Origin of the sequence: Vibrio sp. 1S139 (assembly GCF_041439475.1) — a bacterium.
GTDB classification, from domain to species: Bacteria; Pseudomonadota; Gammaproteobacteria; order Enterobacterales; family Vibrionaceae; genus Vibrio; species Vibrio crassostreae_C.
On the sequence record NZ_JBGOOD010000116.1, the window covers coordinates 1 to 5,732 of the forward strand.

General features: G+C 38.5%; 8 protein-coding genes. 2 read left to right on the plus strand and 6 right to left on the minus strand.

Features of this window, described 5'->3' with window-relative positions:
- Nucleotides 1-51 precede the first annotated feature (51 nt).
- The 4 genes from ACED46_RS21170 to ACED46_RS21185 all read right to left on the minus strand — a co-directional run bounded on the left by ACED46_RS21170 (nt 52) and on the right by ACED46_RS21185 (nt 2,346).
- Entirely contained in the window at nt 52-357 is a 306-nt protein-coding gene (locus ACED46_RS21170) for a hypothetical protein (protein ID WP_017067214.1), read from the minus strand.
- 184 nt (nt 358-541) lie between these two features.
- Nucleotides 542-1,021 (minus strand): hypothetical protein, encoded by a 480-nt coding sequence (locus tag ACED46_RS21175; protein WP_229648417.1) that lies wholly within the window; start codon nt 1,019-1,021, stop codon nt 542-544.
- Complete coding sequence (locus ACED46_RS21180) at nt 1,011-1,358, minus strand: hypothetical protein (RefSeq protein ID WP_054776246.1); 348 nt, start codon at nt 1,356-1,358, stop codon at nt 1,011-1,013. Before ACED46_RS21180 ends, ACED46_RS21175 begins: the two co-directional genes overlap by 11 nt.
- 226 nt (nt 1,359-1,584) lie before the next feature.
- A complete protein-coding gene (locus tag ACED46_RS21185) occupies nt 1,585-2,346 on the minus strand; it encodes a hypothetical protein (protein WP_136973862.1) in 762 nt (253 codons plus the stop codon).
- Between the two features lie 160 nt (nt 2,347-2,506).
- Here ACED46_RS21185 and ACED46_RS21190 point away from each other — a divergent pair, with 160 nt between their 5' ends.
- Entirely contained in the window at nt 2,507-3,706 is a 1,200-nt protein-coding gene (locus tag ACED46_RS21190) for an IS4 family transposase (RefSeq protein WP_371722378.1), read from the plus strand.
- Between the two features lie 128 nt (nt 3,707-3,834).
- On the opposite strand, the gene ACED46_RS21195 is transcribed toward ACED46_RS21190, so the two are convergent.
- Both ACED46_RS21195 and ACED46_RS21200 read right to left on the minus strand, forming a co-directional pair.
- Nucleotides 3,835-4,263, minus strand: a complete 429-nt coding sequence (locus tag ACED46_RS21195) for a type II toxin-antitoxin system HigA family antitoxin (RefSeq protein ID WP_045103959.1) — start codon at nt 4,261-4,263, stop codon at nt 3,835-3,837.
- Nucleotides 4,260-4,571 (minus strand): type II toxin-antitoxin system HigB family toxin, encoded by a 312-nt coding sequence (locus ACED46_RS21200; RefSeq protein WP_045103960.1) that lies wholly within the window; start codon nt 4,569-4,571, stop codon nt 4,260-4,262. Before ACED46_RS21200 ends, ACED46_RS21195 begins: the two co-directional genes overlap by 4 nt.
- A gap of 152 nt (nt 4,572-4,723) precedes the next feature.
- Here ACED46_RS21200 and ACED46_RS21205 point away from each other — a divergent pair.
- The coding region (locus ACED46_RS21205) for an IS110-like element ISVisp6 family transposase (protein ID WP_371722379.1) at nt 4,724-5,732 on the plus strand (1,009 nt) is incomplete at its 3' end.

Here is a 5,732-nt window from a genome sequence, read left to right on the forward strand (position 1 = left end):
TTCAACACTCGGGATTTAGTGTTGGCTGCGCAACACCTTAATCCTTATTTGTTAGCCGATCAACTTATAAGAGAAAACAAACTCTTTATCTGGCTTACTGCTTAGCATATTAAACAATATGTCAAAGTCGGTTGCATCTTCCTGATGAGCACGCCAAATTGCTGAAGTATCACCTAAAGTGAGAGCTAATTGGTCTGCCATTGTTAATTGAACTTTACGAGATTTATTTATAGTATCAACAATATGAAATAGGTCGCCAGATATAACTTTAAGCGCCATCTGCTCTTGATTCTTACTAGTAGAAGAACGAATATGCTCTAATGCTTTCGAACTCACTTTGACTGATATAAGACTCATAAATACCCCTTAGAAACAATATTACATATCGGATTAATAGATTCGGCTAACGCCTGCATAACACGTTTACTACTATGCAATTATACTTAAAATTAACGCCTTAAAACGAGAAACACCCGGCAACCTAAGATGCCGAGTGTAGTAAATCGTGTTGATGCAATTGTTATGTAACTTTCCAATTTTGTTAATATAACTTTAAATATTTAATAAGCTCAATTGGCTGAAATGGTTGTGTGAACTCTTGATTTATAAATTCAATTACATTTTCAGCACCAACAGAGTCCACGCCTTCAATTGTATATTTATTAGATTTATTTAAACCAAGCCAATTATCCAGAAGCTCTTTATCTCCGGTCTCTGCGGTATAACGTAAAAGAGCGTTTGAAAAACTTAATTCTTCCAATTTATAACATTGCTTACTCGCATAATCACTTGCAAATAAAATAACATCTTTCTTTTGTTGATCTGTCAAAGTACCAAACCAATCACTTTTTATTGGTTTTAATACAAAGCTTTCACGCAGCTTACTACAAGCATCTACTTTTACATTTAAAGCTTGGTACTTATAGCTAAGATCTTTTTTTAAAAATTCAGCCCAACTTTCAGATAAGACAGAAGACGAAAATATACAACTAACAATTAATAATATAGCTTTATAATGCATTGTATACACACTCCCAAAATTTACGTTCCTCACCACTTGTGTCTAACATTGCTCTCATAGCTACATTTTCTAAGCGTTCTCTTTCAATTGGAGCAATCGCTTTTACTGCACTTTCATACAACTGCCAATCATACGTTGAAACATTATAAGAAGCAGATGCTAAAGCTACTCCTTTGTAAGAATCTCTACCTGCAAAAATTTGGAAGAAGGGAATAGCAAACAGGATCTTCTCCAGCACCGAAGACATATCAGTAATGTGCTCCATTTGTTCGATATATTCTTTTGTTCTATTACTTGGTTCAAATCCTTTGATTGAACAATACTCTTGCTTGGCCATGATACCCTCCATCATTTAATACGTTTTTATTCTATACCAAATTAATGGGCATCAATAGATGTCAAAATAACTGAAATTACAGTGACTTTGACCATTACCTTTTGTTACATAACGCCTGCATAACACGTTTACTACTATGCAATCATACTTGAAATTGACGCCTTAAAACGAGAAACACTCGGCAAACTGAGATTGCCGAGTGTAGTAAATCGTGTTGATGCATTTGTTATGCAGCTTCTGCTTGATTGATTACTTTCTGCAACTCATATGAGAAAGTTCTAATATCCTCAATAGCTTCTGAAAAATCAGTATATTGTAGATTAATAGCACTACCATCAATTGATCGTCCATTTCTATGAACAATATCATGTCTTAACTTAGTAATTTTAACTATTTTCGATATATTGATATCAAGGTGAACACCCAAAACTTGCTCATACATTTCAATAACGTTTGGAATATTATGAAATAGCACATCGCTTAAATACATATTAACTAAAGAGTTAATATTTAAATCTGTTTTGATTAACTCAGATAATTTTACATTTTTAAAAATTTTAAATTTCTCAATCGCATTTTTCAGGAAACAGTCATTCTGTGAAATTATGCTTTTTAATGTATCACCTAGAAAAGATTCTAATAATGTGACAGCATGCGCATATGACATTTTTACAGCCATATCTGAATGAAGGATAAAAACAACTTTAGTTTTATTAGCTTGATTACTTTCAGCCAGAACTTTTAAAGCGTCTAATTCAGTCATGAAAATATTATGAATATTCGATGAACCATTTTCAGTAAGCCATTTCAACTCTGCTTGCCATTCGGCTTCATCCCATAAATGGTCCTGATACGCTGAATATTCGTCTGCTAGATATTCATATTCTTCCGAATTTTCATCAAGTTCGGGATCTGCTGCCCTTTCCCTAATCCACTCATCTGCACGCTGACTCTGCACATCGAGGAGGTGTTCTTTAATTGTACTCAATTTTCATTCCCTCTATACTATCCACAAACTTTAGCTGCATAACGCCGCAATCTTACGAATCCCCTCATAATCAGGCGTAAAAACAATGAGGTAGACGCGCATCGCCGTCTTTGATCTAATGAATATCGCTGAACACACATTTCGAACAAGTGGGTTAACAATGCGCGACATTCAGATTCTACAACAAACCATACAAAACCAATGCCCCTCCATTCACAAAAAACGCGTTAGTTCTCTGATACTTGCTACAAAAAGTGTACTTGACGGCTCAGACTTAACGCTGACTAAACTAGGTCGCAAACTGGAAACTAATACCACGGTAAAACATGCGATCAAACGCGTTGATAGACTGCTTGGAAATCGCCAACTACATCGTGAAAAAGACCTAATTTATAAATGGCATGCCTACTTAATAACGGGCGCCAACTCATGCCCTGTGATCCTTGTGGATTGGTCTGATGTTCGTGAACAACTTCGTTATATGACGTTAAGAGCATCCGTTGCACTTGATGGTCGAGCCATCACAATCTTTGAACAAGTTTTTGAGTATGGCCAATATAATTCACCGAAAAGTCACCAAACATTCCTCGATAAATTGCAGAGTATTTTACCCAGTAAAACCAGTCCAATCATCGTTTCTGATGCAGGTTTTCGAAATACTTGGTTCCGACAAGTTCAAGAGAAAGGCTGGTTTTGGTTAGGTCGTGTCCGAGGTGAAGTATCAATCAAACAACCTCATAAACCTTGGGTCTCAAATAAAACCTTTTATCCAACCGCTGTCCATAAACCCAAATATCTTGGCCACTGCTTACTAGCAAAGAGATCACCGATATCTTGTGAAGCCTATGTTTATAAGGGATTAGAAAAAGGCCGAAAAGCCCAGCGCCATAGTAGAACCAGCCAAAAACACTCCGCTACACATCTCTACCAGCGCAGTGCGAAGGAGCCGTGGCTACTCGCGACGAATGTCCCTAGACATATCTTAAATGAAGTACAAATTACCAATCTGTACGCCAAGCGTATGCAGATAGAAGAGGCCTTCCGCGATCTAAAGAGTACCGCCTATGGGATCGCACTTCGTCACAACAGAACTCGTTGTACTAAGCGATTAGATATCCTGCTTCTTATTGCGTTGCTCGCTGAAATCTTGATGTGGTGGAATGGCCTCATTGCAGTACAGGCCAAATGGCATTTTGACTTCCAAGCCAACAGCATTAAACACCGTCGAGTTCTCTCCATACCTCGTCTAGGGAGAGAGGTTCGAAATCATCGGCGATATCAAATTAATGAATCCCAATATCAATGGGGAATGTTCGAATATCAAAGGCTCACACACAACGCAGGACTAGGGAAAATATGAGGGGATCCGTCAGCGCCGCAATAACACGTTTACTACGACATAGACTTAGCTGAATTTTACCGCCTTAATCACTGAAACTAAAGGCAAACCCACAATGCCGAATGTAGTAAATCGTGTTGATTGCTTTGTTAAACGCAGCCAAAAAACAATGCAGGACTGATATTATATTTAGATGAAATAGCTTGAATATGCTCTTTTGTTAGTTTGCGAGAACCGTTAAGGATCATTGAAACCAAACTTTTACCACCAATTACATCTTTTAAGTCATCAGCTTTAAGTTGATACTGATCCATTAATACACGCAGTGTTGCCACTCCATCATCTAAATTCTCAATACGAGCATTAAACTCTGCAAATTCATCTGCGCGGTCTTCCCAACGCTCAATAGAAACTTCCAAAACCTCAATTAATGGTTTGTAAATATCGTATTCTTCAATAAGATCTTCCATTAACTCCAAGGCTTCAGCGTATTCTTCTTCTGTTGAAATATGACCAACAAAACTAGCCATTGAAAATAATTGTAATGCTGTTGATTTAACTTGATTAAAATTTTTCATTTCGACTCCTTTGCGTATTTGGCGCATAACTTGTCATATTCTGCGTGAGGAACAATATGCTTAACAAACATTCTATTATCTCGAAATTCGATAAAGGTCATTAATCGTAAATTATTCCCACCGATATCAAGAACATACCATTTATCTTTATACTTAAAGTTATCTAAGCTTGGGTAAACATTTTTCATATCCAGTGGATTTGAAAAGTTATTATTTTTTAATGATTTATATAGCGCATCAATTGCCGCAGCATCATTCGGATATTTTTTCGCTGCATCACTAAATGGTTTTCTTGATATTACGTGCATAAACACCTCTAAGTTCACTATATGTGAATATAGCACCTACAAACCAAGTTCACAAGCTGTGAATTTACAAAGAAGCGTTTAACGAATGACATGGATTCCCCCTACCGAGGATCTGCCACACTTATGTGGTACTTAAATGCATCGGAGGCACCATGTCTGATTATTCTTATTTCTGCGGTATCGACCTAGCTAAAAACCACTTTAGTCTTCATGCCGTAGACCAAAATGGTAAGGTCATACTTCATAAGTCGGTAACTCGCTCTAAACTACTGACTACAATAGCAAATATGCCACTCATGCGTATAGGCGTTGAAGCGTGTGGTGGTGCACATTATTGGGCAAGAACACTCAATAAACTTGGGCACGACGCCCGCATTATGGCCGTTAAATACGTGGTTCCTTATCGAACTAAAGGAAAGAACGACCTTAATGATGCTGTTGCCATATGCGAAGCTGTTCAGCGTCCATCAACTCGCTTTGTGCCCGTAAAATCCCCCGAGCAACAAGCCATCTTATCGGTACATAGAATGAGAGAGCATTGGGTTCGTGAACGCACCGCGCTTATGAATCGCATGCGCGCCCTACTCTCTGAGTTCGGGTTAATCATTCCTGTTGGCCGCTCTTCATTAATGAAACACGTTCCCTTAATGCTTGAAGATGCAGAAAATGAACTGCCACATCTCGCAAGAACGGTGATTGCCGATGCTTATCACCACCTTGGAGAGTTGAATCAACGTATCGCCGATACTGAACAAGTCTTCGAGTCTTTTGCTAAGGTCAGCGCTAATGTTCAACGAGTGATGAAGGTTCGTGGCATTGGACCGCAAACCGCTACTGCGATACTTGCTTCGATAGGCAATGGTTCTCAATTTGATAAAAGCCGTGATTTCTCTGCTTGGCTAGGACTAGTACCAAAGCAATATTCGACGGGAGGAAAGCCTCGCTTAGGTCGGATAACCAAACACGGCGACAAATACTTGCGAACACTATTAGTTCACGGGGCAAGGACAGTCATTGCCAACCTTGGCGACAAGCAAGATAAGCTAAGTCAGTGGTGTCGAGGCGTTCTAGAACGAAGAGGAATGAACCGAGCGATAGTGGCACTTGCCGCGAAGAACGCACGAATTATATGGTCGCTTTTACACAATCAAACCGAATATG

Bases quoted from the DNA above. Each gene is read 5' to 3' on its own strand.
- ACED46_RS21170 (WP_017067214.1), bottom strand. From the start codon at position 357: ATGAGTCTTATATCAGTCAAAGTGAGTTCGAAAGCATTAGAGCATATT.
- ACED46_RS21175 (WP_229648417.1), bottom strand. From the start codon at position 1,021: ATGCATTATAAAGCTATATTATTAATTGTTAGTTGTATATTTTCGTCT.
- ACED46_RS21180 (WP_054776246.1), bottom strand. From the start codon at position 1,358: ATGGCCAAGCAAGAGTATTGTTCAATCAAAGGATTTGAACCAAGTAAT.
- ACED46_RS21190 (WP_371722378.1), top strand. From the start codon at position 2,507: ATGCGCGACATTCAGATTCTACAACAAACCATACAAAACCAATGCCCC.
- ACED46_RS21195 (WP_045103959.1), bottom strand. From the start codon at position 4,263: ATGAAAAATTTTAATCAAGTTAAATCAACAGCATTACAATTATTTTCA.
- ACED46_RS21200 (WP_045103960.1), bottom strand. From the start codon at position 4,571: ATGCACGTAATATCAAGAAAACCATTTAGTGATGCAGCGAAAAAATAT.